Origin of the sequence: Paenibacillus sp. VCA1 (assembly GCF_031583795.1) — a bacterium.
GTDB lineage: Bacteria > Bacillota > Bacilli > Paenibacillales > Paenibacillaceae > Paenibacillus_AQ > Paenibacillus_AQ albilobatus.
This window is the reverse complement of sequence record NZ_JAVLSX010000013.1, coordinates 21,660-48,382: the sequence shown is the minus strand read 5'-3', so window position 1 is coordinate 48,382 and position 26,723 is coordinate 21,660. Positions and strand designations below refer to the sequence as shown.

Annotated in this window: 19 protein-coding genes and 1 other annotated feature; of the genes, 4 read left to right on the top strand and 15 right to left on the bottom strand. The window is 53.5% G+C overall.

The window, feature by feature from the left end:
• The first annotated feature begins 89 nt into the window (after positions 1–89).
• Positions 90–1,331, top strand: coding sequence for an NAD(P)/FAD-dependent oxidoreductase (locus RJP21_RS24945; RefSeq protein ID WP_310861711.1), 1,242 nt, complete (start codon positions 90–92; stop codon positions 1,329–1,331).
• Positions 1,332–1,348: 17 nt separating this feature from the next.
• Here RJP21_RS24945 and RJP21_RS24940 read toward each other — a convergent pair whose 3' ends face one another.
• The 10 genes from RJP21_RS24940 to RJP21_RS24895 all read right to left on the bottom strand — a co-directional run bounded on the left by RJP21_RS24940 (position 1,349) and on the right by RJP21_RS24895 (position 14,089).
• Positions 1,349–2,791: a sensor histidine kinase gene (locus tag RJP21_RS24940; protein ID WP_310861710.1), complete on the bottom strand. Its 1,443-nt coding sequence runs from the start codon at positions 2,789–2,791 to the stop codon at positions 1,349–1,351.
• A complete protein-coding gene (locus RJP21_RS24935) occupies positions 2,788–3,498 on the bottom strand; it encodes a response regulator transcription factor (protein WP_310861709.1) in 711 nt (236 codons plus the stop codon). The genes RJP21_RS24940 and RJP21_RS24935 overlap by 4 nt, the downstream gene beginning before the upstream one ends.
• A gap of 137 nt (positions 3,499–3,635) precedes the next feature.
• The gene (locus RJP21_RS24930; protein WP_310861708.1) at positions 3,636–5,834 is read right to left on the bottom strand and encodes a M1 family metallopeptidase; all 2,199 of its coding nucleotides are present in this window, start codon (positions 5,832–5,834) and stop codon (positions 3,636–3,638) included.
• Between the two features lie 60 nt (positions 5,835–5,894).
• Positions 5,895–6,263 (bottom strand): YxeA family protein, encoded by a 369-nt coding sequence (locus RJP21_RS24925; RefSeq protein ID WP_310861707.1) that lies wholly within the window; start codon positions 6,261–6,263, stop codon positions 5,895–5,897.
• A 13-nt stretch (positions 6,264–6,276) separates the two neighbouring features.
• Positions 6,277–8,208, bottom strand: coding sequence for an ABC transporter permease (locus tag RJP21_RS24920; protein ID WP_310861706.1), 1,932 nt, complete (start codon positions 8,206–8,208; stop codon positions 6,277–6,279).
• Positions 8,195–8,962 (bottom strand): ABC transporter ATP-binding protein, encoded by a 768-nt coding sequence (locus RJP21_RS24915; protein ID WP_310861705.1) that lies wholly within the window; start codon positions 8,960–8,962, stop codon positions 8,195–8,197. The genes RJP21_RS24920 and RJP21_RS24915 overlap by 14 nt, the downstream gene beginning before the upstream one ends.
• Positions 8,963–9,281: 319 nt before the next feature.
• A complete protein-coding gene (locus RJP21_RS24910; RefSeq protein ID WP_310861704.1) occupies positions 9,282–10,502 on the bottom strand; it encodes an MFS transporter in 1,221 nt (406 codons plus the stop codon).
• A 99-nt stretch (positions 10,503–10,601) separates the two neighbouring features.
• Positions 10,602–11,153, bottom strand: coding sequence for a hypothetical protein (locus tag RJP21_RS24905; RefSeq protein ID WP_310861703.1), 552 nt, complete (start codon positions 11,151–11,153; stop codon positions 10,602–10,604).
• Positions 11,154–11,256: 103 nt separating this feature from the next.
• Complete coding sequence (locus tag RJP21_RS24900; RefSeq protein WP_310861702.1) at positions 11,257–11,676, bottom strand: DUF350 domain-containing protein; 420 nt, start codon at positions 11,674–11,676, stop codon at positions 11,257–11,259.
• Between the two features lie 46 nt (positions 11,677–11,722).
• Entirely contained in the window at positions 11,723–14,089 is a 2,367-nt protein-coding gene (locus RJP21_RS24895; protein ID WP_310861701.1) for an endonuclease MutS2, read from the bottom strand.
• A 299-nt stretch (positions 14,090–14,388) separates the two neighbouring features.
• Here RJP21_RS24895 and RJP21_RS24890 point away from each other — a divergent pair, with 299 nt between their 5' ends.
• Positions 14,389–14,742, top strand: a complete 354-nt coding sequence (locus tag RJP21_RS24890) for a phage holin family protein (RefSeq protein ID WP_310861700.1) — start codon at positions 14,389–14,391, stop codon at positions 14,740–14,742.
• 74 nt (positions 14,743–14,816) lie between these two features.
• Here RJP21_RS24890 and RJP21_RS24885 read toward each other — a convergent pair whose 3' ends face one another.
• Positions 14,817–15,959 (bottom strand): GGDEF domain-containing protein, encoded by a 1,143-nt coding sequence (locus tag RJP21_RS24885; RefSeq protein WP_310861699.1) that lies wholly within the window; start codon positions 15,957–15,959, stop codon positions 14,817–14,819.
• Between the two features lie 267 nt (positions 15,960–16,226).
• Between RJP21_RS24885 and RJP21_RS24880 the strand changes: the two genes are divergently transcribed.
• Positions 16,227–16,616 carry a cupredoxin domain-containing protein gene (locus RJP21_RS24880; RefSeq protein WP_310861698.1) on the top strand — a complete coding sequence of 130 codons (390 nt, stop codon included), beginning with the start codon at positions 16,227–16,229 and terminating at the stop codon, positions 16,614–16,616.
• A 190-nt stretch (positions 16,617–16,806) separates the two neighbouring features.
• On the opposite strand, the gene RJP21_RS24875 is transcribed toward RJP21_RS24880, so the two are convergent.
• From RJP21_RS24875 to abc-f, 4 genes are all read right to left on the bottom strand, one after another.
• A complete protein-coding gene (locus tag RJP21_RS24875) occupies positions 16,807–19,671 on the bottom strand; it encodes a hypothetical protein (RefSeq protein WP_310861697.1) in 2,865 nt (954 codons plus the stop codon).
• A gap of 113 nt (positions 19,672–19,784) precedes the next feature.
• Complete coding sequence (pheT, locus tag RJP21_RS24870; RefSeq protein WP_310861696.1) at positions 19,785–22,232, bottom strand: phenylalanine--tRNA ligase subunit beta; 2,448 nt, start codon at positions 22,230–22,232, stop codon at positions 19,785–19,787.
• 49 nt (positions 22,233–22,281) lie between these two features.
• Positions 22,282–23,316 (bottom strand): phenylalanine--tRNA ligase subunit alpha, encoded by a 1,035-nt coding sequence (gene pheS / locus RJP21_RS24865; RefSeq protein ID WP_310861695.1) that lies wholly within the window; start codon positions 23,314–23,316, stop codon positions 22,282–22,284.
• A 142-nt stretch (positions 23,317–23,458) separates the two neighbouring features.
• Positions 23,459–23,724, bottom strand: a binding site (T-box leader).
• A 109-nt stretch (positions 23,725–23,833) separates the two neighbouring features.
• The gene (gene abc-f, locus RJP21_RS24860) at positions 23,834–25,675 is read right to left on the bottom strand and encodes a ribosomal protection-like ABC-F family protein (protein WP_310861694.1); all 1,842 of its coding nucleotides are present in this window, start codon (positions 25,673–25,675) and stop codon (positions 23,834–23,836) included.
• Positions 25,676–26,222: 547 nt separating this feature from the next.
• Here abc-f and RJP21_RS24855 point away from each other — a divergent pair.
• A complete protein-coding gene (locus tag RJP21_RS24855; protein WP_310861693.1) occupies positions 26,223–26,678 on the top strand; it encodes a CcdC protein domain-containing protein in 456 nt (151 codons plus the stop codon).
• Positions 26,679–26,723 lie beyond the last annotated feature (45 nt).

The window sequence follows — 26,723 nt, the reverse complement described above, 5'->3', positions numbered from 1 at the left end:
TTCTATGTGCCGAGCGTAATCGGCTTGGGAATGACAAATACTGAAGTGAGGCAAACGAGGCTGGAGCAAGGGAAAGGAGCGATAGCGAGATGATCCTGAACAGCGGAAATCCGGCATGGCCCCATACGATGAAACCCGTACCCGAATATCCCGCGCTGGATCAAGACCTGGAATGCAGCTTCCTGATCGTCGGCGGCGGGATGAGCGGCGCCATGCTTGCATACAAACTCGCGGAACGGCATTCCGACATCATACTCATCGACAAAAGAAAAATCGGGGGCGGCAGCTCGGCCGCCAATACCGGCTTGCTTCAATATTCGAACGACAAAACGCTGACGTCCATGATCCGTACCTTCGGCGAGGATATCGGCGTTGCCTTCTACAAAAGCTGCGAGCGAAGCATCCGCCAAATTCGGGAGATGTGCGCCAAGCTTCCGCGCGACCTGGAGTTCGTCCCCCGCAGCAGCCTGTATTTTGCCAGCAGCGAAAAAGACGTCGAGATGCTCCAAGAGGAGTATGAGACGCTGAAAACATATGGTTTCAAGGTGGATTATTGGGATCGGAGCAGCATCGAAAAACATATGCCATTCTCGAAAGCAGCCGCCCTTTACACCCGCGGCGACGCCGAGGTGAACCCGTTCCGCCTCGTCCACGCCATGGTCGAAGCCGCGGCGCTGCGGGGAGTCCGGGTGTTTGAGCATACCGAAGCGGTTCATTTCGAATACGGCGAAAGCGGCGTCACCTGTTATACGGATGCCGGCAACATCCGCGCAAACAAAGTGATCTTTTCGACGGGCTACGAGACGCAGGAAATAAAAAAGGACAAAAACGCAGTGATCAACGTTTCTTATGCCGTGTTGACCCAACCCCTCGAGGACCTGTCGGACTGGCATGAACGCTGCTTGATCTGGGAGACGGCAAGGCCATACCTCTATATGCGGACCACGCCTGACAATCGCATCGTCGCGGGCGGGCTGGACGAAGCTCCCCCCGCTCCTGAAAAACGCGAAGGCCGCCTCCTTCATCAAACCGAGGTGCTGCTGAATGAAATCCGTAACCTCTTTCCCGGATATAACCGCCTCAAAGCCGATTACGCTTGGGCGTCGATTTTCGGCACGACCCATGACGGAATGCCGATGATCGGCACGCATCCGGACTATCCGCATTGTTATTTTATCGAAGCATACGGCGGCAACGGCACCGTCTGCTGCATGATCGCCGCGGATTTGCTGGCGGATGAGCTCTTGGGGCAGAAACGGCCGGAGCTTGGCATGTTTTCGCTTCAGCGGAGCAGCAAACCCTCTCCGTCAAACTCGGTTCCGATCCGCTAAACAAAAAGCAGGCCGCGTCATCCTTTGACTTGGCCTGCTTTTTGCATTTGAAGCCGGATCTCGATTCTGGTACCTTGGTGAAGCTCGCTGTCCACATGGATTTTCCCTCCATGAGCCTCTACGATATCGTGTGCGATAGCCATGCCGAGGCCGGACCCTTTGTGCAGCTCGCCCGTGTTCGTTCCGCGATAATAACGGTCGAAAATCCGTTCCAGCTCTTCTTTCTTGATTCCTTTGCCGTGGTCCTCGACAACGATGCGAACGAAATCCCCTACTTTCCCGACACGGACTTCAACGGCCACATTCTCATCGTTATGGACGACCGCGTTGTAGATCATATTGGCGACCGCACGGCGAATCAGGATGTCATCAGCCTCCACGAGGATCCATTCGTCGCTGTACTTGAAATCGATATTCCGGTTGCCGTACCGCGCATCGTTTAACGTATCGATGACGGCATTCCGGACAAGGCTCACGATGTTTACGCTTTTCAGATTGAGCGCCAGTCCCTTGTTTTTCAAACGGGTGGAAAGGTTAAGGTCCTCAATCACGTCTTTCAAATAAAGCGACTTCCGTTCAATGATTTCCGCGTAATCCCGCATTTCCTCGACCGTAAAATCATAATCCTTGTCCCGCATCATTTCGGCGTACCCCTGAATCGAAGCAAGCGGCGTTTTGATATCATGCGAAATGTTCGCGATCCACTCCTCTTTCATCCGGTCCAGCTTTTTCCGTTCCAATTCGCTTGCCCGCAGCTCCTCGCTCAGCACGTTGACATTGTAAAACACGTCTTTGTAGATGCCCCTCGTCTCGTAGCGCACCCGGTAGTTTTTATGGGCCAGCTGTTTAATCCCGTCAATGAGCGCGGAAAGCGGCCGGGTTAACCTTTTGCTGAACAGATAAGCGATGCAGAGCGCGATGAAGCCGTCGACGCAAAGCAGAGTGAGGATGCCAATTTGAAGAAACCGTCCAACCTTCCGGATATCATAGGTAAGAACATTCCGCTCCAGATTAGGGTTTTGAAAGCCGATCAAATAGCTGTAGCGTTCCCCGTTCACCGTCTTTTCCCCGATAAAAACGGTCGACATCAGCTCCGCTTCCATATATTTGTAGGTCTGAACGATATCCAGCGGCGTATATTTGGTTTTGGCTTCAGGCGGCACAAGATAGCCATAGACCTGACTGCCGTTTTCGTTCAAAATTTGAATCCAGGCATGATTGAGCTCAAGCGTTTCCTTCCCCTGCCCTGTGATGTCCATTCCCGATTCGGAAACGACGATTTCTTTGCTGAATGAGCGGGTGATGGCCTCGGCCGAGGCCTTTTCTTGATAAAACGGGGGCTGGGGGGATACTTGCCGGTATATAAAAAGCCCGGTTACCACCATAATGTTAATGAAAATGACGACGACCACAATCAGGACGACGGATGCCATATATCTGCCGGTCAGCCGCCATTTCATTGCGCCGATTCCTCCAATGCAAGCTTATATCCCAGTCCCTTTACGGTCACCAGATATTGCGGGTTTGAAGGATCCTCCTCGATCTTTTCCCTTAGTCGCCGAATATGAACCATGACCGTGTTGTCATAACCGAAGGATTCCTCCCCCCACACCTGGTCGTACAGGCTTTCCTTGCTTATAATCCGGTTCGGATGTTTCAGCAAATAGCTAATGAGGCCAAGCTCTTTCGGTTTGAGCTCGATGATTTCGCCGTTTTTCTTCAATTCGAATTTTTGTTCGTCAAGCTCAAACGGGCCGGCTTTCAGGATGTGCTCGTTTTCCTCATCCGGCACAGCCTCCGTTCTTCGAAAGCGGGCTTTGATCCGGTAAGCCACTTCCTTCGGGCTGAACGGTTTGGTGATGTAATCGTCGCCGCCGATGGCAAATCCGAGTATTTTATCGATTTCCTCGGTTTTGGCCGACAAAAAGAAAATCGGCACGTTCGAAACGCTGCGGATTTGTTTGCATACGTCATACCCTTCGCCGTCCGGCAGCATAATGTCCAGAATGACAAGGTCGGGCTGCTTGTCCTGAAACCGAATCCAGCCTTCTTCGGCGGAAGAGGCGGTATATACAAGCTCGAAGCCTTCCTTGACCAGCACGGTTTTCAGAAGCTTTACGATATCCTCCTCATCGTCCACGATCAATATTTTCTGACTTTGCGGCAATCGGTTCGACCTCCTTTCTGCAAGCAGGGAAAAAGACCGGCAGCTAAACTGCCGAGTCTTCAGTAATCATCTTCCCCGTCCTCCCATTACTATAACCATATATTGAAACGGGCGCATTGGCCAGCGACTCTATTTTCTTATTCATCGGCAAAAAACTTCGCCATCGGGTTGGCCGTCTTTTTGCCGGACGCGATGCGGCCTGCTTTGTCCAAGATGTAATATTGATAATAGTCGCCGCTAAAACCGAGCGCACCCAGCATCTGTTCCGCAAATGGTTCGACCGCGTTGCCGTTCAGGGCCTCACCATTCCAGAAAAAATGCAGCAGCAGACGATTTTGATTGTAAGGCTGCTTAATGACGTATGCGCCAGAAGATGCTTTTTGGTTCATCTTGCTTTTCCAGTCGAAGCCGATGGCCTTCGATTTCTGAATGATTCCGGGTTTAAGCGCCTGGATGAGTCCGTTCGTTTTGGCGTTACCGATGGCGATGATATTGCTGGTTCCGAGCTCATTTTCCAGCTTTTTCTTGAGTGTTTGCCTATCGGAAATGACCTCGTATGGAATGCCCATGATGCCAAGAGTCCCTTCAAGCTGTGCCAAGATCGTCTGCTGCTGCTTTTTCGCTGGGCTGCCGGCCTGGTCGCTCAGCACAATCGTCAGCGGTTCGCCCTGCAGCGCCTTATCCATGATACGGCTCATCGTTTCCGCAGGAAGATCCGGAACTTGGGTCAGGGACGAACGGTACATGTTTTTGAACTGCTCATGCCAATACGCGGCTGTTTCCGCCTCGGACAATTGATATTCGGGTTTCAGGACAAAATGCGGATCATGCAGTACCTTGTCCATTTCCTTTCGCGCCTCATCACCGAGCGTATCCTGAATCGTCTGCAAAAGCCCTTGGATCGTCGCGTTTTTGTACTCGTACCGCTTGAAATATTCCTGCATGAACGCATCGAATTTGTCCTCGCCCACCATGCGGTACAGCTGGTAGATGGCCTGGCGACCTTTATTGTAAAAGGTTGGATTTTCCAAGTCCCCTACTTCCGTATTGGTTGCGGCGATCGGCTTGTCTACGGAAGACAAGTCATCGATTTGGATCGATTTGAACCCGTTCAGCTCATCGCCTTGTTTTTCCGCGAAATACACCTTCGAAAAATCGGCAAACCCTTCGTCCAGAAACGACTCCTTCTCCGAGTTGTTGCCGATCAAGGCATGGAACCATTGGTGGGCGATTTCATGCACGAACACGTAATCATGCGCAGGATCGCTATTCCGCGCGATTTGTCCCATTTGAATGACACGGGCAAACTCGACCGCCACACCCTCTACGTACGACTCCGCGATCCGGAACTCAGGGTAAGGGTATTTCCCGTATTTTTCGTTAAAAAACGAAATGGCCTTAAAAGCAGTATCGATGTATCCGTCCACGAGTTTTTTCTTATCCGGCATGTTGTCGAAATAATAATATTCAACCGTCAGGCCGTCACGCGTCACACTCTCCACCTTATAATTCGGGCTGGCAAAAAAGACGAGCTCCCGGGTGTTATCGGCAACGGCGGTTACGATTTTGCGGCCGGGCTCCTTCGGGTCGACCTGCGTCGTCATGTTCCCCGGCATCAGCATTTGATAGGAATCGGGCACGTTAAAATGCACTTCAAAATCTGAGGATTCGTAATAATCGGTTTCAAAGGTTTTGCTATACGGCGTTTTGTCCCACGCATGTTGGTTCTCGTCGTAGACCGACATGACCGGGAACCAATGTGCGCCGTTGATGATGTCTTTGTAGTAGGACAGGCGCTGCATGCCGTAAGGGATCTTCACCTCAAAGCCGATTTCGACGGTCACCGCTTCGCCAGGCTTTAGCTCCTGCTGCAGTTTAACGGTCAAAACCTGGTTGCTGTTCGAAAAAACCAAGGGTTGTCCATCGGCCGCCGCGCTCCGAATGTCGATGCCGCCAAGAAAGTCCTCCGGCTTCTTCTCGGGATTTTCCTTCCGAATCTCCTCGTTGCTTCGCTCAAACATGGAAGTTTGGGTCGCTTTGGACCGGTTGGCGTCGGCAAACGTATGGAAGACGATCTCCCGCAGCGTATCATTGGTCGTGTTCCGGTACGTGACGGTCTCGCTTCCTTGGATGCGCATGTTGTTCTCGTCAAGCCGGGCGTCGATCCGGTACTGGACCGGGGCATGGGCCTCAGCAGCCAGGACGGATCGGGCGGATGAAGCCGCCGGCGCAGCAAAGGCTTGAGTGGCGTTGACAATGGGGCAGACCACTAGCGTAATAGCCAGCGAGTAAGCCAGAGTTTTTTTTGATACAGATTTGAAGGTTGTTCGATACATTTAAGTCTCTCCCTCGTACACATGTTTAGTAGACTACATCCCGGCTCCGGAAAGAATAGTTTATTTCCCGGCGCCCTCCAGCTTTTGCTTCGCTTGTTCGGGCAGCTCGCTAGCCTGCACTTCCTGATAAGAGCTGACTTCATTTCCCTTCACATAGATTCGCAAATAAGCGTTCTTGCGCAGTTCCTTGCCTGCCGTAAAAGTCAAATCCTTTTCTTTTCCGTTAGAATCAAAGCCCTTCAGGGTGTATTCGTAATAAACATACTTCTGTCCACTGTCCGACTTATCTTCCATTTTCTTTCCGTCTTGGGTAATCTGCACGTAATATTGCTGCGCGCCAAGGCGGTTCACATTCACGTTTTGGATGAATACGACGAATCCGACCAGAACGATCACAACAACCACTAAAGCGATAATCCCCTTTTTCATTCCCGTTCACTCCTTATTTTGTATTGGTAACGATTTTGCAGTACGCATGTACGGTCAAGAAATAATAGATCAGGTAGATGCCAACATAGACCCCCATGCAACTCACGACGGGAACGACCAGATTGGCCATCATCAGCTTCGACAATGCCGACAGGGCGACGGCGCAGTGGGCGATGCCGAAAGCAAGCGGCAGGGCGAAAACGAACAGCACCTGTTTGGCGACGGATTTGCGGATTTCCCGTTTTTTGACGCCGATTTTATGCAAGATCAAATAACGGGCTTTGTCGCTGCCGGCTTCCGTCAGTTGCTTGAAGTAAATGATGCTGCCCGTCGCCGCCAGAAACACGAGGCCGAGGAATCCGCCCATAAACATCAAGAGGCCGGTAGATTCCATTCCCCGCGAATAATCACTGTAAAAGCTTGAAAACTCCGCTTTCTTCGGCAAAATCCCTTCCAGCCGCTTCGTCAGCTCCTTCGCCTTGTCCTGATGGGTGATGCCGTAGGCTTCCACAGCCATGGCCTTGGCCTTCGGCTTAAGCTCCGCAAACATGTCATCGCTGACGACAATGGTGGAGTAAACCGTTCCTTGATTCAGCACATTGTAGTTTTTTAATGTTTTGAATTGGATGGTCTTATTGATTCCGTTTCCCTTCAATTTGATCGACGAACCGACGTATTCCGGCGACATGCCTTCCATATAGAACGGCTCGATAGCTGCGGCCTCGCTGCCTTCAAGGCTTACGACATCGTCACGACCCTGCAGCTTGGCCAACCGGTTAAAATCGCGGCTTGATATAACCGCAAACGATTGTTCATCTGATCCTTGAGCGTTTTTCAGGCCGGAGGTGTCGGCATCCGCTTCGAGAAGAGGAATGGACTCATGGTATAGCACCTTATGCCCCGGAGCCTGCCCGATCGCCTGATCGGCTCTCTCGGTCGCCGCGCCGTCAACCCCGATAAACATATAGCTGTTCGGATTCGCAAGCGCCGCGTTCGTCCGGTTGTTGTAATAGGTGCTGTACGCCGTTCCGACCGCCGTCAGCGTCGTTGCGCTCAGCACGGCGATGATCGTCAGCGTCCGCGCGTTGCCTTTCATCCGGTACAGCAGCTGGGAAGTCCCGATCAGGTTCAGTCCGCGCCAGTAGCTTCTTTTGTGTTTGCGGGCCAGCTTCAGCAGCGTAACGGTCAACGTGTTAAACAGCAGGTATGTGCCCAGGATGACGGATATCAAAATAACAAGCGGAGTCAGCATGAAGCCGAACGTCGCCCATGCCTTGGACGTAAGCATATTTTGCAGCGCGAGCCAGTAGCCGAACCCGATGAGCGCTACGGATAATAACGCAATGATCAGGGAAGACTTTGGCTCTTTCTCACGTTCTTGATCTGCCTTGAACAGCTCGATCAGTTTGAAACGATAAATCAAGCGATAGCCTTGGACCGACGTGATCAGCGTAATGATCATGAACACCACGAACGTATTCAAGATCGCAGCCGGGGAAATGGAGAAATCCGCCACGACGGCGTAACCCATCACCTTCATCAAAATCATGACAAAAAACCGGCTAAGCACCGATCCAAGCGCGATTCCGACGATCAGGGCCAGAATGCCCATCAGGAAATTTTCATAAAACAGCATCCGCCCGATCTGTCTTTTGCGGACGCCAAGCAGCGAATACAACCCCACCTCTTTTTTGCGCTTCCGCGTGAAAAACGAGTTCGAATACCAGATGAATACCGCTACGAAAACGATCAGCACGACCGCCGCCCCGCTGAACGCCGAGCTGATCTTTTGCGATCCTTCCGATGCGGATGCGATGGTGCTGTCGTATTTCAAGGACACGAACGTAAAGTAAATGACGATGCTGAAGATCATCGATGCGAAATAAAGAAAATAATTCGTGAAATTTTTCCGGATGTTTTTCCCGGCGATCTTAAACAGCGTCATGATGCCCACCTCCGAGCGTCGCCAATACCTCAAGAATCTGTCCGAAAAATGCTTGTCTCGTCATGTCTTCCTTATGGAGCTCTTTGAACAGCCGGCCGTCGTTGATGAAAATGACCCGCTTGCAGTAGCTCGCCGCATATGCGTCATGGGTAACCATCAGGATGGTCGCTTGATTGTGCCGGTTCAGCTTGCTCAAGCTTTCCAGCAGCCCGGTCGCCGATTTCGAATCTAGCGCGCCGGTCGGCTCGTCCGCCAAAATCAGGCTCGGATTCGACACGATCGCCCGCGATGCCGCCGCACGCTGCTTTTGCCCCCCCGAAATGTGGTACGGGTACTTATCGAGAATCTCGCGAATGCCGAACGTATCGGCGATTTCCTCAACCCGCTTTTCGATTTCGGCTGCCGGGACTTTGGATAAAGCCAGCGGGAGCAGGATGTTTTCCTTGACCGTCAACGTATCAAGCAGATTGTAGTCCTGAAAAATAAACCCGAGTTTATTCCGACGGAAATCGGACAGCTTCTCCTCGTTCATGGCAACGATGTTTTGCCCGTCGATCGTGATTTCGCCGGAGGTCGGCGTATCGATGGTCGAGAAGATGTTCAGCAGCGTCGATTTCCCCGCCCCGGACGGGCCCATGATGCCGACATACTCCCCTTCTTCAATGCTCAGGTTGATGTTTTGCAGCGCCGTATATAGGTTTCCTTTTGTGCCAAAGGTTTTGTTTACGTTTTTTGCTTGCAGTATGGTTTTCATTTGGTTACTCCTTAAATGAATAATTTCTTAATCTTTGATGTCTGTGCAAGGTGCCGCTGCGGTTACGGATCGTTCTTCCGATCAGCTTCACGATTCCGTCCCTTCCGCTATTTCGCTACTATGAAGGTGTTTAACGTAAGAGCTTACTCACAACTCACAAACCTAATCTTAAAGCTCCAACCTTACAGCATTTTAATCCCAACCTTACAGCAACCTTAAATTTCACAACGCAAAATAACCCCACAAAATGCTATAGACACAAAAAAACCCCCGGGCGCTTTCTCAGCGTCACCCCGAGGGTTGCAAAAATACCATATTACTACTTATTTGTTACGGCCGACTTTTCCGCCTTCAGCAGCTTGCGGGCGAACACCCAGCTGACAATCGGCGATGCGCCAAGAACAAGCATCAGCACGGTGATGGTGAGCGGCGTCCTGCTGATCATCAGCACGGCGATGAAAATAAAGGTTCCGAGCAGCCGCCCGACCATCAGGCTCAGCTCGCGCAGGACGACCAGCTCGACCCGTTTTTCTACCGTTTCGTCGCTCCTGCCCATCAAGTCGAACCCCGCCGCGGTGATCGGCAAAATATACAGCGGCATAAACACCGCCGTCCCGATCCCGAACGCCAGCAGGGTACCGTAGCCGTTTTTCCACAGCAGCGGGAGGATGACAATCCACAGCAGCAGGGCTCCGACAAGCATCCCCGGACTTCTGAATTTGGGTTTGAACCATTTCCCGGCAAGCCAATAAGTCAGAAGCGATATCGCTGACGTAATCAGCGTAAATTGTCCCAGCTTCGATTCCTGCTTCGTCGCCACGAACACGAGCAGGCCGATCAGGAAGGCGAAAACCCCTTCGCGCACGCCTTGGGCCACAAGCCCCGGCGTCATCCACCGCCACGGATTCCCTTTGCTGCGCAGCTGGCTGATGGGCTCCGCCCAGCTGTAGCCGCTGCCTCTCTCCCTTTTTTTCAGAAAAAAACTAAGGAAGACGCAAAGGCCGTAAATCACCAGCGAGATCGTAAACACGACCCTGTATCCCCGATCACCCTTAAGCCACGTAATCAGCAGCCCCGAAAACCAGGGGCCGACGATGCCGGTGACCGAACCGAGAAGCCCGACCCAACCGTTAAACAAATCCCGGTTCGCCCGGTCGGTCACTTCGAAATAAACGACGTTGAACGAAAGCCAAAAGAGTCCCATTGCAATGCCAAGCAGCAGTCCCAGCGGCCAGATCCAACGTACCGCGTTCGGCCCTGCCCATAATACCAGCAGATAAAACAGCCCCGAAAGAACGATGCCTGCACGCAGGGCGTTCATCTTGTTGTATTCTTTCACCCACTTGCCGCCAAGCCAAAAGGTAAGCCCGATAGCCACCTGTTGGGCGACGGTAAACCAGCCGATCATCGCGTAATCTTGTTTGCTTTTCCATAGATACACGTTCAAAAAGGTGCCGGAAAGGGCGCCCGCCAGCACGATCAGCCCGTTCACGGCCAAGAGCAGCAGCGATTGGCGGTTCAAATGTGCCTTCGTTTTCATAAGTCCCCCCTTTGGATCGCCGGACATGTTCGGTCTTAACATACCCCAAAGGGAGGAATATCATTTAAAAAATCATGTGCATTCAGGGTCCATGAGCGGTTAAGCGTTGCCGCGGCTCAAATGGTCCACCATGCGCAGCCGGTCTTCTTCGGCCAAATTGGTTTCAACATGGAAGCATCCCGTGCAAATATACATATTGACCCGGAAAGGAGGCTGAATGACAGGCGACTTCATGGCGCTGAACTGCGCCGGCGCAAAGCTGTCCCCTGTAATCTGCTGGGTGCCGGCCAAAATCATGTAGTCGCGGCATTTCGGACATTCCGGCACTTCCTCCTGCTCATCCAATATTTTTTCCACGGTTTCTTCGTAATTCATCAAATCATGGCTCTCTTCGAATTTATCCAGCGTACGGATAGAAGGGGGGAGATTATGCCGCATATCCTCTTGTCCCCAATACGCCGCGTCGTCATCGATTCCTTCGTCTTCCCATTCCTCATGCTCCGCGGGCTCTTCTTCCTCTTCCCCGAGCTGGATGCTCAGCGTCCGATACCCCTTCAATTCGTTTTGGCAGTATGGACAAGTTTCTTCAGGTCCAATTTCCTCGTCCCAGACGATTTCCGTCTGGCACCATGGGCAAACGGTCGTTTCCATTGCCATTCACTCCTCAATGATTCATTAAATAATAGATGCCGACGATAAAAAAGATTAAAGCGGCCACGAATAAAATTCTTATCAGGTTCTTCATTTTTTCCCCCTAATAAATACAAGCCCCGATGACATAAGACAGGGATACCGAGATCAGCAGGGAGATGATCCCTACCGCCCGGTTATCCTTGCGTATTTCCTCGTCGACCGAAAATACCGGAGTTAAAAACTCAAACAGCAAATACGCCACAAACAGCAAAATATAACCAAAAACGGCCCACTTCATCGTATCGTATATGGTTGTTTTCGCCTCGATGCTGTACCTTAACACGTTGGCTATGGCGAAAATTTTGCCGCCGGTCGCCAGGGATGCCGCGACGTTGCCGCGGCTGATCTCCTTCCAGCAATTATACCTGGCGACCAGCTCAAACAGGTACAAAAATACGATCAAGCCCAAAATGGCTACCGAAAAATAACCGATCAAAATCCCAAGCGGATGGGAAAGCATCTGATCCACCCAATTTTTCATCGTCCTGCCTCCTTCAATCGCTGCACGTCAGCCTTTAACCGGCCGATTATTTAAGCTCCGCAACCGTTACGCCTGTTCCGCCTTCGCCGTAATTGCCGAGACGGAAGCTCTTGACGTGTTTATGCCTGCGTAAATAATCGGTGATTCCCTTCCGTAAAATGCCTGTGCCTTTGCCATGAATCAGGTACACCTGACCCAAGTTGCCAAGGAAAGCTTCGTCGATAAAACGATCGACTTCGATCAACGCTTCTTCAAGATTGGCGCCGCGCAAATCAAGCTCGGTCCGGACGTTGTCGTCCCGGGTGCGCTTCACCGTCGTCGCCTGCCGCTGAACCTGTTTGGCCGCCGCTTCGTGCGTCTGCACCAGCTCCAGGTCATCCAGGCCGACTTTCATTTTCATGATGCCGAGCTGCACGACCGCTTCTTTAGGTCCGGCCAGTTCGACGACATGGCCTTTTTGGTTCAGGCTGTACACCATGACCTCGTCGCCCGCTTCGATTTTGCGGGGAGCCTTCGGCTTGTTTCGCGCCGCCGATTTTTTGCGCTGCTGCGGCTCGGCATCCTCAAGCCTTTTGCGTGCTGCAATCAGCTTATGCTCTTTGACCGCCGCGCCTTCTTCTTTGGCGAGCTGACGGAGATCGCCTATGATTTCCTCCGCTTCGCGTTTCGCTTTCGCAATAACCTCTTTCGCTTCCGCCTGCGCTTTTTCGATCAACCGGTCGCGCTGCTGCTCGAGTTTCTCCAGCTCCTGCTGGTGCCTGCTGCGCAGCTGCTCCATCTCCTGCCGCAGCTTTTCGGCCTGCTCCCGCTCCACTTCCGCGCCAAGGCGGTTTTCCTCGAGCGATGCGATCATATGCTCCACGCGCTGATCCTCTTCGTTGACTTGGCCGCGCGCAAAATCAAGAATTTGGTTCGGCAGCCCAAGCCGTTCCGCTATCGCAAACGCGTTGCTTCGGCCCGGCACGCCCACAAGCAGCCGATACGTCGGGCTTAAGGTGTTCACGTCAAACTCCATGCTCGCGTTGATGACGGATTTTCGTTCGTAAGCGTAAGCCTTCAGCTCGCTGTAGTGCGTCGTTGCGACCATGCGGCAGCCCATTTGATGGATATGCTCCAAAATCGCGATCGCAAGCGCGGAGCCTTCCGCCGGATCGGTGCCCGCACCGACCTCGTCCAGCAGCACGAGGCTCTTTGGCGTCATGTTTTTCAAAATACGGATAATGTTCGTCATATGGCTTGAAAAGGTACTGAGGCTCTGCTCGATGCTCTGCTCATCCCCGATATCGGCGTAAATCGCGTCGAATACGCACAGCTGGCTGCCTTCCTCCGCCGGAACGAACATCCCCGACATCGCCATCAGGCTGAGCAAGCCGATCGTTTTCAGCGTTACCGTCTTCCCGCCGGTATTCGGGCCCGTGACGATGATGGACGTGTAGGAATTCCCCAGCTCCACGTCGATCGGGACAACCTTCTCCATATCGATGAGCGGATGGCGCCCTTTGCGAAGCTTCAGGAACCCCCGGTCATTCATGATCGGTTTTGATGCTTTCATCGCATGGGCCAAGCGGCCTTTAGCAAAAATAAAGTCGAGCTGGCCGACGAGATCGAGGTCGAACAGCAACAAATCCGCCTGCTCGCCCACTTTGGCCGTCAGCTTCTGCAAAATGACCTCGATTTCGCGCTCCTCTTTCATTCGGGTTTCGCGGAGCTTGTTGTTCATCGCCACGATCGATTCCGGTTCGATAAACAGCGTTGCGCCGGAACCGGATTGGTCATGCACGATGCCGCCGAAATACGAACGGTATTCCGCTTTGACCGGAATGACGAAACGGTCGCCGCGGATCGTCACGAGCTGGTCCTGCAGCATTTTGGCGACGGACGAGGAACGGATCATGTTATCCAGCTTCTCGCGGATGCGCACTTCGCCGGAGCGGAGCTCGCGGCGGATTTGGGCAAGCTCAGAGCTTGCGGAATCCAGCACTTCCGCTTCATCCGAAATGCATGCCTTAATGGCGTCCTCCAGCGTTTTTTGCTCCGAAATGTTTTCGCTGATGCTTACGAGCAGCGCAAGAGGCTCGTCCTCGTTCATTTGCGAAATGAAACGCTTGATGCGTCTTGCGCCTCCGGTCGTGTTGCTGATCGCCAAAAGCTCGTGCGGATTCAGCGTGCCGCCGATTTTCGCCCGTTTCAGCGCCGCCGAAACGTCGCTGATTCCGCCGAAGGACGGCGTTCCTTTCAGACGTTCCACGGTATAGGCTTCATCGGTCGCCTGCAGCAGTTTTTTGACCGACTCGAGGTCGGTGTCCGGCCTTAAGTTTTCCGTGATTTGTTTGCCCATGGAGGTCTGGGTATAGCCGGCACATGTATTTAAAATCTTGCGGTATTCCATTGTATGCAAAATTTTATCGTCCAAGAAAATTCACTACTCCTCTCATGCATCGGGACCTGCAAAACCGTGTGCTGCCGCAGTCAGCTTTTTTGCAAATCCCCATATCGCTCTTTATTATATACGAAACATGCTCGGCTTCGCTATTTGCCTTCAAAATGGCCAAAGCGGAAATTCCAATAAATCAGGACAAGTCCGATACATAACATTGCTCAAATTGAATACAATAAACGATGCATACAGAACCCATTTCCTAATGAACGGCATTAACATGCATTACGAAATGGTTCATACAACGTACTTTCTACGCAAAGGAGGCCAATTGCATGCATTTTCTGGGTCATGTCGTACGATTTATCGTTTCCGCGATTGTGCTTATGGTTGTCGGCTGGATCGTTCCGCAATTCTCCGTCGGTGGATTCTGGAGCGCTCTGCTGTTGGCCCTGGTCATTGCTTTGCTTGGCTGGGTAATTGAAGGAATCTTCGGCAAGCGAGTTTCGCCGTTCGGTCGGGGCATTGTCGGCTTCGTGGTCAGCGCGCTGGTCATTTACATCGCCCAATTTATCGTTGGCGGAGTCAGCGTCACCATCCTTGGTGCGGTCCTTGCCGCCCTCGTGATCGGGATTATCGACCTGTTCATTCCGGTGTCCGCCTTCAATGCAGCCAAAGACCATAAATAACACATGCAAAAACCCTCCTGTTCCCATGGAAGCAGGAGGGTTTTTCATTTCGCCTGTCATGGTTATGGTTCGGATCAGATGGAAGCCACCTTGCCCTCGGGCGAGTCGGCCAAAATCGCATCGGAAGCCGTCACCACTTTGTTTTTGCCTGTCCGCTTGGCATGATATAACGCGATGTCAGCCTTGCAGAACAACGTTTCCTTGTCGTCCCCGGGCCGGTAATCGCATAACCCGACGCTCACCGTCACCGGCCGGCCTTTCAGGTTCGGGTGCTCCTGAGCGGAAATTCCTAAACGGAGCTTTTCCGTGATGGCTTCTGCCTCCGCCAGCGTTTTATCCGCGAAAATAACCGCAAACTCTTCCCCTCCATACCGGGCCGCAAAATCGTTCGGCATCATGATGGAAGTGATCGTTGCAGCCACCTGCTTGAGCACGAGGTCGCCGACCCAATGCCCGTACGAATCGTTGACCTTTTTGAATCCGTCGATATCGATAATCGCCAGCTGCAGCGGCAGATGGTATTTCTCCGAATGCTGCAGCAGCGCGTCCAAATATTCGTGAAAGGTTTTATGATTGTAAAGCCCCGTCAAAGCATCCATTTTAAGCAGCTTGTCCGAAATGGTTTTTTCGACGAGAAGCTGCTGTTCCGACTTCATGACCGTTTTCAAATACCCGGCAAATTCCTTCACCCGGATCAAAATCGTGCTTCCAATCAGCAGGCTGACCACAAACACGCTTTCGACCTGAATGAATTCCTCGATCGGTTTTTGGTACAGCGGACGTTCGATCAAAAAATAAATCGGTATGTACGTCAAAATGGTAAAAACACCGAAGCTGAACAGCATTTTTCGGTCAAAATAGACGACGGAGATGACAACGGGAAGCAGCAGCGCGATTTGCGATCCGTCCGCGGTCGGTTGGGTAATAAAATAAAACATGTACGAGATCAAGAAACCGCATGCCGCGATCGCCTTTTTATGATGTTTCGGCCAGCAGCGCAGCCACGTTTCGGTCATGACGAGCAGCAGCACGGTCAGCCCGTTCGAGCCGGACCACCGCAGCCAGAAGCCCGTCCCTTTTCCCGCCCCGCCCGGGTGGGCTCCGCCGGACAGCAAAAAAACGGCCTGGGCCAGCAGAAACATCAGCATGACGATCCAGTAAGCGTTTAATATTTTTCGGTGCCACCGATCCTCCAAAAGAACATTGTTCCCGTCCATGAAAAAGTCAATCCCCTACTCTTTAGGAAAAAATAAACTTACAGGAAAAACATAAGGAATCGTGATTATCATTATAACTTAACATCCAGTCAAAATACATCTCGAGCTGTAAAATTATTGAAAATCCAGTTGGTTTGGTTCCCCTATGGACGACTTGCGTTATGAATTCACCAATTATTCAAATGAGTGACGTTCCGCTCTTCCAATTTTGGGGTATGATGACTACTAGAATTGCTTCAAAATTAAAGTTTTGAGGAGGGTTCACGATTGAAAAAGACCATTGCTTTGGTTCTTTCCTGCATGCTTCTCCTGACGCTTGTCGCTTGCGGAAAAAATAAGGAGGATGCATCAACCGCAAACGGCGGCGTCACCGACACGGGCGTTGCCCCCAGCGAAGAGCTGGTCATCAAAGCGACGAATTATTCGTTCGATAAACAAGAATATCATCTCAAAAAAGGGGTTCCCGTTAAAATTACGTTCGACAATAAGGAAGGGACCCACGGCGTTTTGGTTCCGGGTCTCGAACTCCAGCTCGACAACAAACATAAATCCCAAGTCGTGACGCCGGATAAAGCCGGCACGTTCGAAATGACCTGCTCGGTATTTTGCGGCGCAGGACATACGGCCATGATCGCCAAAGTGATCGTGGACGAATAACATCAGGCGGGTCATCTTTCGCAAATAACGGTCCGCAAACCGAAACCCGTCCAAATAACAAAGGGTATAGGGGTCTTCGACGATCGGACGGACTCCAAGCAAATCCCCCTACAGACTGCAGAAAGGAACGCGTCATGATATGCTCCTGCTTGCGGCTGTAGGGGGATTGTCTGTCTTTTAGGGAACGCGATCAGCTTTGGTCCTGTTCGATCAGTTCGATCCACTCGTTGTATTCGGTTTGCAGCTTGGCGTATTCATCCTGGAGCAAGCTGTGTTCCTTTTGCAGCTCCTCCGTTTTCTCCTGCTGAAGCTCAAGCTCGGCCTGCAGCAGACGGTACTGGTTGGCCATTAGCTCGAAGTTTTCGCCGACCTCGCGCAGTTCGGCCGCCGCGCGTTCCTTCTCGTTCTGCAGCTCGTCCAGCTTCTCTTCTCCTGCGGCGATTTGACGCTGCCATTCGGCAAGCTCCGCCTGCAGCTCCGATTCCTTGCTGTTCCAATGCTCCTCGCGGCTCATCATCTCTTCCAGCTTTTCCTGATAGGACTGAAGCGCGAGCTCGCTATTGCGGAGCAGCTCCCGCTGCTCGTTTTCCCGATCGGCGGCTTCATCCAGCATCCGCGTCAGCTCCTCCGCCTTCCGGATCGCTTCATCCTTTTCCTCCAGCACCATCAAATACTCGATTTCGGTATCTTCCTGCTGCCGTTTCATTTCGGCGACCTTCCGCTGCAGCTCCTCGTATTGCTTTTGCAAACCTTGGTACTGCTGCTTCAAGTTTTCGTATTGGTTCATGTGCTCCTGATAGAGGCGTTCCAAACCGCTATGTTTCTGCCTGAAATCGCTGACCTGGAGTTCAGCCTCGCGATAAGACGCCTCAAGTTCGGCAAGCTCCCTTTCAAGGCGGTCGCACCGTTCGCTTGTTTCGGCCATCTGGTTCAGCAGCTCATCCTGTTCCCGGAGCCGCTGATCGTACTGATCCTTCAGCATCTCATGCTGCTGCAGCGTTTCGCCGTGCTGGCGCTGCAGCTTGCGGTACTGCTCTTCTTTTTCTTCCATCGAATGCCGCAGTTCCGTAAGCCCGGCTTCTTTTTGTTCCGCGGCCTGCTCCAGCTCCGCATACCGCGCCTGCTGTTCTTTCAAAGCCTCTCGGAAATCCGCGCTATTCGCCTTGCTTTCCTCAAGCGCCTTCCGAAGTTCCTCTGCTTGGGCTTTGTTCCCGTCAAGCGCAAGCTGAAGTTGTCCGCATTGCGCTTCCGTTTCCTTGAGCGTCCGCTGGAGCTGTTCGGAATGCGCTTCGTTCTCCTTCAGCATTTGCTGAAGCTGCGCATATCCGGCTTCTTTTTCCTCAAGCATTCGCTGGAGCTGTTCATATCCGGCCTCGGTTTCCTCGAGTGTACGCCGAAGCTGCTCGTATCGGGCTTCTTTTTCATCGAGCTCGCGCCGAAGCTGTTCTTGCGCAGCTTCTTTTTCATCGACCTCGCGCTGAAGCTGCTCTTGCGCAGCTTCTTTTTCAAGAAGCTCTCCTTCCAGCTTCTTCCGGATTCTGTCTTTTTCCTGCACCGACTGCTGCAGCGTTTGGATCAGCTCTTGGCTTGAATCAAGCTGCTCCTGACGTTCCCGGAGGACTTGCTCCTTGGCCGCAAGCAGCTCCTGCTGCTCCTCGATGGAAAGCTCCTGCAGCTGCAGCGTTTCGTCCAAGTCTTCGAGCTTCTTGTTCAAGTATTCGATCTGCCGCTGCTGCTGTTCCAGAAGGGCGCGCTGTTCTTCGTTCTTCCGCTCCGCGGCTTCCGCCTTCCGGGTCTCTTCCTCCAGCTGCTCCTTAAACACGCTCAGCTCGTCGTGTAGCGACTTCATGCCTGCTTCGAGCGTATCGTTCTGCTCTCCGGCCTCCAGCAGCCGAAGCTCCAAATCGCCGATTTCTTCCTTGTGCTTGTCCGCCTGGCTGCGCCAGGAAGCCGCATCGGCCGCCAGCTTTTCCAGCTCGGCTTTCTGCTTTTGGGCGGACGCGCCGTATTCTTCAAGAAGCTTTTGCATGCGGCGTTGTTCCTCTTCCGAAAGGGCTGCTTCCTCCTTGAGGCCGTTGATCTGTCCATTCAGTCTGACCTGCTGCTCCCGAAGCGTCTTCAGTTCGGTCTGGGAAACCTCTTCTTTCTTGAGCGCCGCCTGGTGCTGCTCCCGAAGCTTGGCATACGCGTTTTTCGACTGCTGCAGTTCCTCCTGAAGACTTCGGAGCTTGCCTTGCAGCTGGGCGCTCCCTCCCCGAAGCTCGTTCAACTGCTTGTTTAAGCCCTCGATGGCCGTTTGATGTTTTTGCTCCGCCTCGCGCAGGGACGCTTCGTGCTTCTCGCGGGCTTCCTTTAATGCGGCCAAATGCTTTTCTTCGGCCGTTTTGAGCAGTTCCTGCTGCTTCTGCTGCGCCGCCTGCAGGGCAGCGGCATGCCCCTTCTCAAGCTCCTGCACCGCCGCCTTGTGCCGCGCTTCTAGCGATTGACGGTCCCTTTGATGCTGCTCGGCCGCCTGTTTTTCCTTGCGCTGCAGCGCTTCCTTCGCTTCCGTTTCCTTCTTGAGCAAAGCGCGTGCGTCTTCCAGCTCTTTGCCGAGCGAAGCCCGGGTTTTCTGCAGTTCGGCGCTTAAGGATCCTTTGGTGTCCTCCAGCTGCTTTTGAAGTCCGGAGCGTTCGGACTCCCACTGCTTCCGAAGCTCCTCCATCTCTTTCCGGCTCGCCTTATGATCGGCCTGGAGTTTTTCGTATGCCTCCTGCTGCTCCGCGCGGAGCGAATGCAGCTTCGCCAGCTCGCTCCGCAGCTCGCTTCTTTCGCCGGTCAGCATTTTGACCTCGCTCTGAAGCTCTTGCATCTGAATGGCTTCCTCGGCCATATGCACGGCGGTCAACACGGCAAGCTTCATCGTGTCGAGCCGGGCATGGCTTTTGGAAATGGTGTTCATCCGCTCATCGACGTAAGCGGCGATTTTTTTCATGTAATCGGCACTGCTGCCTACCAATTTATAAGAAGTCCCGTAGATCTCTACGGTGACGCGGGTACGATCGGGTGTAGTCACTGCTTGCGCCCTCCTTCGTATTGTGTTGGTCTGAGATGTCTGTTTTTTCCGCAAAAAAAGCCACATCGAATCGTATATGTACATGGATTCGATGCGGCTTCGTTCAATTCCTGCTATTTTCTCAATTCTGCATGAAAAGTTTGCTCCAGGCGGCCGACTACGGCTGCATGCGCCGCGGATACCTCTTCATCCGTCAGCGTGCGTTCGTTGTGGCGGTAGACCGTCGAAATCGCGACGCTCTTTTTGCCTTCGCCCAGCTTGCTGCCCGTGTACACGTCGAATACCTGCACGGACTGCAGCAATTCTCCGGCCGCTTCGCGGATGGCTTCCAGCATCGCTCCGGCTTCCACGCTTTCGTCGACGACGACGGCGATGTCTCGTTCGGATGCCGGGAAGCGAGGGAGTTCGCGGTATCTGATGTCTTCACTAGTATGATCGTATAGCGGCTGAAGCAAAATTTCCGCCGTATATACGTCGCCAAGGTCGCGCTCCTGCTGAAGCTGCGGATGCACCTGGCCCATCGTGCCGATCAGAATCTGCTCCGTGCCATGCTGCAAATATAGCGAAGCGGAACGCCCCGGATGATATCCTTCCGGCTGATTCGCCACGTAACGGATGTTGTCCTCGAGGCCGAGGAATTCGAACAACGTTTCCAGCGCGCCTTTCAGATCGAAGAAATCGACCTTCTCCGGTGTTTGGTTCCACTGTTTTTCCGCGCGGCTGCCGCAAAGCAGCAGCGACAGCACCGGCAGTTCTTTCGGCTGAACCGTCAGCTGCTCTTCGTTCGTATAGAACACGTTCCCGATCTCGAATACGGCAAGGTCGTTTTGCTTGCGGTTGGCGTTATACGCGGCGACGTCCAGCAGGTTCGGAATGATGCTGGTGCGGAGGACGCTGCGCTCCTCGCTCATCGGCATCAGCAGCTTGACGGCATGGCTGCCCTCGGTCAAGGCCGGGAACAAGCGGGTCGTCTCCGGATGCGTGAAGGAATACGTAATGACCTCCTGCCACCCGCCATGCGTAAACATCTTGCGGATATCGCGGCGGATCGCCTGCGCCTTTGTGTAAGCGCCCGGCGTCGTTTTGCCTTCGATCGCCGTCGTCGGGATGTTGTCGTAGCCGTACAGGCGGGCGATCTCTTCGATCAAATCCACGTCCAGCGTAATGTCTCCGCGCCGCGTCGGCACTTTAACTTCAAGCACGCCCTGCGCGGTGTCGGCACAGCTGAAATGAAGGCGATTGAAAATCGTTTTGACCTCCAGCATCGACAGATCGGTGCCTAGGAAACGGTTCAGCTTGTCGAAGGAAAGCACGATCACCTTCTCTTCGGCGTTTACCGATCCGGCTTCCACGATGCCTTTATGAACCGCGCCGGACGCATAACGGCAGATCAGCTCCGCCGCCCGGTTGAGCGCAGGAATGACGGCGCTTGGATCGACTTCCTTCTCGAAACGCTGGCTCGCTTCCGAGCGGAGTCCCAGCTGTCTGGACGTTTTCCGCACCGTACCGCCGTCGAACTTGGCGGATTCGAGCAGGATGTTCACCGTGCCGTCCGTCACTTCGGAATTCAGCCCGCCCATGACGCCGGCAAGCGCGACCGGTTTAACGCCGTCGGTAATGAGCAGCATATGCGGCTCCAGCTTGCGTTCCTGCCCGTCCAGCGTGACCAGCGTTTCGCCCTCCTTGGCAAGGCGGACGTCGATCGCGCCGTTCTCCAACTGATCGGCGTCAAACGCATGCAGCGGCTGGCCGTATTCCAGCATGACATAGTTCGTGATATCGACGATGTTGTTGATCGGGCGCACGCCCGCGGCCATCAGGCGGTTCTGCATCCACTGCGGGGACGGCCCGATCTTCACGTTCGTAATGTATCTGGCGGCATAGTGGCTGCATTGCTCCGGAGCGCTGATATTAACCGAAATATGGTCGGCCGCCGCGTCGCTGACTTCGACCAGTTCCTTTTCCGGTTTCGGCAGCTTCACGTCGCGGCCGAGAATGGCCCCGACTTCGTAAGCCGCGCCGATCATGCTGAGGCAGTCGGAACGGTTCGGCGTCAGGTCGAATTCCAGCACCTTGTCGTCCAAGCCGAGTACATTTCCGATCGGCGTGCCGACCTGTACGTTCTCTTGCAGCACGAGAATGCCTTCCTGCTGTTCCTTTGGCAGAAGCTTGTCGTTCATGCCGAGCTCTTTCGCCGAGCAGATCATGCCTTGCGACGCGACGCCGCGCAGCTTGGCCTTTTTAATTTCCAGCCCTCCGGGAAGTTTCGCTCCGACCAGCGCCACCGGCACCTTTTGGCCTGCCGCGACGTTTTTCGCGCCGCACACGATCTGCAGGTCTTCTTCTTGTCCGGCATCGACGATGCAGACGTTCAGCTTATCCGCATCCGGATGTTTTTCCTTGCTTTTTACATAGCCGACAACGACCTTCGAGACGCCTTTGTTGCGGTTTTCGATTTCGTCGATTTCGATCCCCGCGCGCGTGATTTGTTCGGCAAGCTCTTCGGCCGCCACGTTTTCAAGCGAAACATAGTCCGCTAACCATTCTGTTGATACTTTCATCCCGGGTCCCTTCCTTCTTTCCTGATTTCATGTCCGTTCGCAATTTCCTTTACCGGCGGGCGAACTGTTTCAAAAATGCCATATCCCCATTATAGAAATGACGAATGTCGTCAATGCCGTACTTGAGCATCGCGATCCGGTCCGGCCCCATGCCGAAAGCGAATCCGCTGTATACTTCAGGATCGTAGCCGCCTTTGCGCAGCACTTCCGGATGCACCATGCCGCAGCCCAAAATTTCGAGCCAGCCGGTCTGCTTGCACACGCGGCAGCCGCTGCCTCCGCATCTTGCGCAGGTCACGTCCACTTCGGCGCTTGGCTCGGTGAACGGGAAGAAGCTTGGACGCAGGCGGATTTGGGTTTCGGGCCCGAACATTTTTTGCACGAATTGGAGCAGCGTGCCTTTCAGGTCGCTCATCCGGATATTTTTGCCGATGACCAAACCTTCGATCTGGTTGAACTGGAAGGAGTGCGTCGCGTCATCGTCGTCGCGGCGGTACACTTTGCCCGGGCAAATAATTTTGACAGGCACATGCCCCTGCATCTTTTCCATCGTCCGCACTTGTACAGGCGACGTTTGCGTCCGCATCAAAATGTCTTCCGTAATGTAGAACGTATCCTGCATGTCGCGCGCCGGGTGGTTTTTCGGCAGATTCAGCGCCTCGAAGTTGTAATAGTCCGTCTCCACTTCCGGCCCTTCGGCGATTTCATAACCCATGCCGATGAAAATTTCTTCGATTTCCTGGATGACCCGGTTCAGCGGATGAACGCCGCCCTGCTTCATTTTGCGTCCAGGCAGCGTCACGTCGACTTTTTCCGCCTGCAGGCGTTTTTCGGTTTCGGCTTTCTGGAATGCTTCCTGTTTCGATTCGATGACCGCTTCAATCGCGCCGCGCACGTCGTTGGCCACCTGGCCGATGACCGGGCGTTCCTCGGCGCTCAGCGCGCCCATGCCCCGCAAAATTTCCGTCAGCGCGCCTTTTTTGCCCAAATATTTGACGCGCAGGTCATTCAGCTGCTGCACATCCTCTACTCCCTGCAGCTGGTCCAGAGCTTCCTGCCGCAGCGCTTCGAGTTTCTCCTTCATCTTTTTCCTGCCTCCTTCTCAAAATAAACGTACCGCTTTCGCCTCAAGGGCGATTCGGCAGCCTCCCCGCAACGAAGAGGAACACCGCACCCGAACCTGATCCCTGAGGCTTTACAAAAAACAAAAAAGGCCTTTTCTCCCCAAAAGGGACGAAAAGACCGTGGTACCACCCTTGTTAGAACCGCATATCGCCCGCGGACGGGCATGCCTGTTCTCACTCTGATTCGTCGTTAACGGCACGAAAACCGGTTTCCCCTACTGCCCCGTGCCGGCCGCGCCGGACAAAAGGTTCAGGGAACTGCTCCGGAGGGAATTTCGGCAGCCCTGTCCCTATAGAAACGCTCTCAATCTCCGGCGTCTCCTCCCTGTAAAGCGGCACTGCGTACTTGTCTCCATCATGGCATTTGTTTTGTTGTTGAACATCAATATATGACGTTTACTTCATCTTGCACACTATAGTCATCTATTATAAGCAAAAAGGGCGGCGGTGGCAAGCCACCGCCCCGTTCGGTCGGAATTAAAGGCTCTCCAGTTCCTTCCGCAGCGAACGAATTTGCCGGATGCGTTCTTCGGCGCCCTCCGCCTCATCGATCTCGAGCAGCCTGGCGATTTCCCATTCAAGCGCGAGCCTCCGGTTTTCCCGCTCCGGATCTTCATTTAAAACTCCCCCATGCCTAGCCATGCGCTCCTCTTCTTCCTCTACCGTGCCTTCGAACAGCGCAGCTTCATGGTCCGGGGAAAGCGTCAGCAGGCGGTTCGCCAGCTTGCGGACCAGCATCCGGTCATGGGACACGACGAGCAGTGCCCCGGGATACGAAGCCAGCGCCTCTTCGACCACCTCGCGCGTCTGGATGTCCAGGTAGTTCGTCGGCTCATCCAGCACAAGCAGGTTGGCGCCGCTGAAATAGAGCTGCACGAACGCCGCCCGGCATTTTTCGCCCATGCTGAGATTGCCGATTTTTTTGAACACGTCTTCCCGCGAAAAAAGAAAGCAGCCCAGAATCGTGCGCGCATGCGTTTCCGTCATGTCCGGCAGGCGCAGCAAGCTGTCCAGCAGCGTTTCATCCAAATTCAAGCCTTCCAGCTCCTGCGAAAAATAACCGATGCGAACCGCAGGATGCATCCACACGTTCCCTTGATCCGGTTCAAGCTCGCCGAGCACCAGCTTCAGAAGGGTGGATTTGCCGCTGCCGTTCGGGCCTCTTACCGCCATCCGGTCGCCTCGGGACAGATCAAAGTCCAAATCCCGGAACAACGGTACATCATCATAACCGAAGGTTACGTCTTCCAGCCGAAGCAGGTAGCGGGCCGCAAACCCTCCGTCCCCAAGCTGCATATGGACCTTCGGCGTATCCCTCGGTTTCTGCACGCTGTCCTTTTCCAATCGTTCCAATTCTTTTTGCTTCGCATGGTACCTGGAAATGTTTTTCTTCGCTTTTGCTTTGTAATAAGGAGTGGCGGCTTTGGTTTCGGTATTTTTATCGGCCGATTTTTCGGCGTGGTGGAACCATTCCTGGTAACGGCGGATCGACTCTTCCAGCGCTTCCTTCGCCTGCTTCTGCTTTTTGTACAGCGCCTCCTGCTCCCTCAGCTCCCGCTCCTTCTCCCGTTTGTAGTCGGAATAGCCGCCTTTGTATTTTTTTGCGCCGGTCGGGGTCAGCTCCCAGATTCCCGTCGCCACCCGATCCAGGAAGGTCCGGTCATGGGAAACGATCAACACCGTGCCGTCGTATTGGTTAAGCCAAGTTTCGAGCCAGGCCATGCTTTCCCCGTCGAGATGGTTGGTCGGTTCGTCAAGCAGCAGAAACGCCGGGCGTTTGGCCAGCAGCGCCGCCAGCCGTACCCGCGTTTTCTGGCCGCCGCTCAGATCCGCAAAAGGAAGCTCCCATAACTCCGGTCCGATGTTCAGCATGGTAAGCACTCGCTCGAGTTCGATTTCCCACTGGAACCCGCCGAGCTGTTCATAACGCTCCAGCGTTTGTCCATAAGCGTCAAGCACGGTGCCGTCTTCCGAAGCGGAAGGATCCGCGAGCCGCTGTTCAAGCTGCTTCAGGTTCTGCTTCGCGCGCCAAACCTCCCCGCTGTCGCATCCCGCCGCATCCAGCGTTTTCAAGGACATCAGCGATTCGGAGCCCTGCTCCATCATTCCCCACTGTTCGAGAGGCAGTCCGCGTTCCACGCTGCCGCGGTCCGGGGACAGCCGTCCCGTCAGGATGTTGAGCAGCGTCGTTTTGCCGGCTCCGTTGGCGCCGAACAACGCCACCCGTTCGCCTTCGAAAATTTCGAAATCCACGTTTTCAAAAATCGTTTTGCCTTTAAACTCCTTGGTTAGCTGTTTTGCTTTCATAATATTCATCATCTATGCATCATCCTTTTGAAATCAGAAATAAGTAAAACCGCAGGCAGCTCGCCTACGGCAGGGATTCAAAATAGGATGATGCCTATTCGTTCATACGCGGACATACGGAGCCATCGACCCGGAGCATGACTGCAATCCGGAACGCAGCTTCCCTATACGCCTCCAAAAACGCGAAAAAAGCACTCCGCATCCTTAACTGGGCCCACGAATCCCGAAAAATAGACATAACCACTCTCTTCCCTGCGCTTGGCGCGAGAAAACTGCCTGTGCAACATATTCATGTCGGCATGCAGATTAAAGAGAATAGCCATGTGTATCCATTGGTATTGTGGTTACCTCGTTTCGTTAGGATGAAATGCTCGATGCCATTGTATCAAATTTATCCGAGGAAGGGAAGCCCGGAAAAACCCCCGCATACATCTCCGGATGTACCCCCGGGATAAAGAATCGACTTGCGGTGGGATTCCGGCCGCCGGATCTGTTGATATTCTTGAATCATGACATGAACGAAGTTTCAAAAAAAAGTATAATCATGAGGTGGTTAACGATGATGAATTCTTCCAACTATATTATTATCATTGTGCTTGTGTTATTGCTTTCGGCCAGAGAAAGAACCGTGAAACCCGTAAGTATGTGGATCATCCCGGCCTTGTGGGCGTTTATGGTGCTGCCCGCGATCCAATGGCAGTCGGTCGGCGTCCTCGAAGCCGGCATGTTTGCCTTATGCGTCGTCGTCGGATTGGCTCTTGGCGTCATCAGAGGTAAACTGGAAAAAATGCGCGTCCGCGAGGACGGCAGCATTGTCGCGCAGGGCTCGATGGTCAGCATGCTTATTTTTGTCGCCGTGCTCGCCCTCAGGCTGTTTGCGGAACATTGGGGGCAGACGCACTCCTTCGTCAGCTTCGCGAATGCGCTGATGTTCATTCCGCTTGGCACGATTTGTGCCCGCCGCATCGTCATTTACCGGCGTTATCAAGCCATGTTGAGCCGGCGCGGCATGTAACCGAAAGCGGCTCGGGCGTCCGTTCATGCTTCGCCTTTGACTGCC

What these genes read in the sequence shown, in the direction of transcription:
- RJP21_RS24910 (WP_310861704.1), bottom strand. Translation starts at nt 10,502, where the DNA reads ATGAAAACGAAGGCACATTTGAACCGCCAATCGCTGCTGCTCTTGGCC.
- RJP21_RS24915 (WP_310861705.1), bottom strand. Translation starts at nt 8,962, where the DNA reads ATGAAAACCATACTGCAAGCAAAAAACGTAAACAAAACCTTTGGCACA.
- pheS (WP_310861695.1), bottom strand. Translation starts at nt 23,316, where the DNA reads ATGAAGGAGAAACTCGAAGCGCTGCGGCAGGAAGCTCTGGACCAGCTG.
- RJP21_RS24945 (WP_310861711.1), top strand. Translation starts at nt 90, where the DNA reads ATGATCCTGAACAGCGGAAATCCGGCATGGCCCCATACGATGAAACCC.
- RJP21_RS24855 (WP_310861693.1), top strand. Translation starts at nt 26,223, where the DNA reads ATGATGAATTCTTCCAACTATATTATTATCATTGTGCTTGTGTTATTG.
- RJP21_RS24930 (WP_310861708.1), bottom strand. Translation starts at nt 5,834, where the DNA reads ATGTATCGAACAACCTTCAAATCTGTATCAAAAAAAACTCTGGCTTAC.
- RJP21_RS24920 (WP_310861706.1), bottom strand. Translation starts at nt 8,208, where the DNA reads ATGACGCTGTTTAAGATCGCCGGGAAAAACATCCGGAAAAATTTCACG.
- RJP21_RS24885 (WP_310861699.1), bottom strand. Translation starts at nt 15,959, where the DNA reads ATGGACGGGAACAATGTTCTTTTGGAGGATCGGTGGCACCGAAAAATA.
- RJP21_RS24900 (WP_310861702.1), bottom strand. Translation starts at nt 11,676, where the DNA reads ATGAAAAATTGGGTGGATCAGATGCTTTCCCATCCGCTTGGGATTTTG.
- RJP21_RS24925 (WP_310861707.1), bottom strand. Translation starts at nt 6,263, where the DNA reads ATGAAAAAGGGGATTATCGCTTTAGTGGTTGTTGTGATCGTTCTGGTC.
- RJP21_RS24940 (WP_310861710.1), bottom strand. Translation starts at nt 2,791, where the DNA reads ATGAAATGGCGGCTGACCGGCAGATATATGGCATCCGTCGTCCTGATT.
- RJP21_RS24905 (WP_310861703.1), bottom strand. Translation starts at nt 11,153, where the DNA reads ATGGAAACGACCGTTTGCCCATGGTGCCAGACGGAAATCGTCTGGGAC.
- pheT (WP_310861696.1), bottom strand. Translation starts at nt 22,232, where the DNA reads ATGAAAGTATCAACAGAATGGTTAGCGGACTATGTTTCGCTTGAAAAC.
- abc-f (WP_310861694.1), bottom strand. Translation starts at nt 25,675, where the DNA reads ATGATGAATATTATGAAAGCAAAACAGCTAACCAAGGAGTTTAAAGGC.
- RJP21_RS24890 (WP_310861700.1), top strand. Translation starts at nt 14,389, where the DNA reads ATGCATTTTCTGGGTCATGTCGTACGATTTATCGTTTCCGCGATTGTG.